General features: G+C 47.0%; 1 protein-coding gene. It reads right to left on the bottom strand.

Annotated features, from left to right (window positions below):
* On the bottom strand, positions 1-383 hold a 383-nt coding region (locus tag JO950_RS22085), incomplete at both ends, for a hypothetical protein (protein WP_202704560.1).

Below are 383 nucleotides of genomic sequence, written 5' to 3'. Positions count from 1 at the left end.
TCGTTGCCCGTTAATGCCGTGGTGGTGCCACCTGGTAATCCATTAACCGAAGGGGTCGTTTCTGTTACCGCAACAATCGCCGGGGCACTTACTACTACCGTAGAGCTAATAGTACTACAATTCAATGGGTTGTTTACTTCACAAATCGTATAGCTTACTGAATAGTTTCCAGATGGGGTGTTGGCCGGAACTGTTACTGTTCCATCTGCATTTACTACTAGTCCTGATCCTACTGGAACCGTACTTGATGTGATTTGTACATTCCCTGCTGCAGTACCTACTACTACTGGGCTTCCATTTAAGGTATCGTTGCCCGTTAATGCCGTGGTGGTGCCACCTGGTAATCCATTAACCGAAGGGGTCGTTTCTGTTACCGCAACAAT

Origin of the sequence: Flavobacterium sp. UGB4466 (assembly GCF_903469665.1) — a bacterium.
GTDB classification, from domain to species: Bacteria; Bacteroidota; Bacteroidia; order Flavobacteriales; family Flavobacteriaceae; genus Flavobacterium; species Flavobacterium lipolyticum.
Note: the sequence above shows the minus strand (reverse complement) of the source record. Positions and strands in the feature narration are given on the sequence as shown.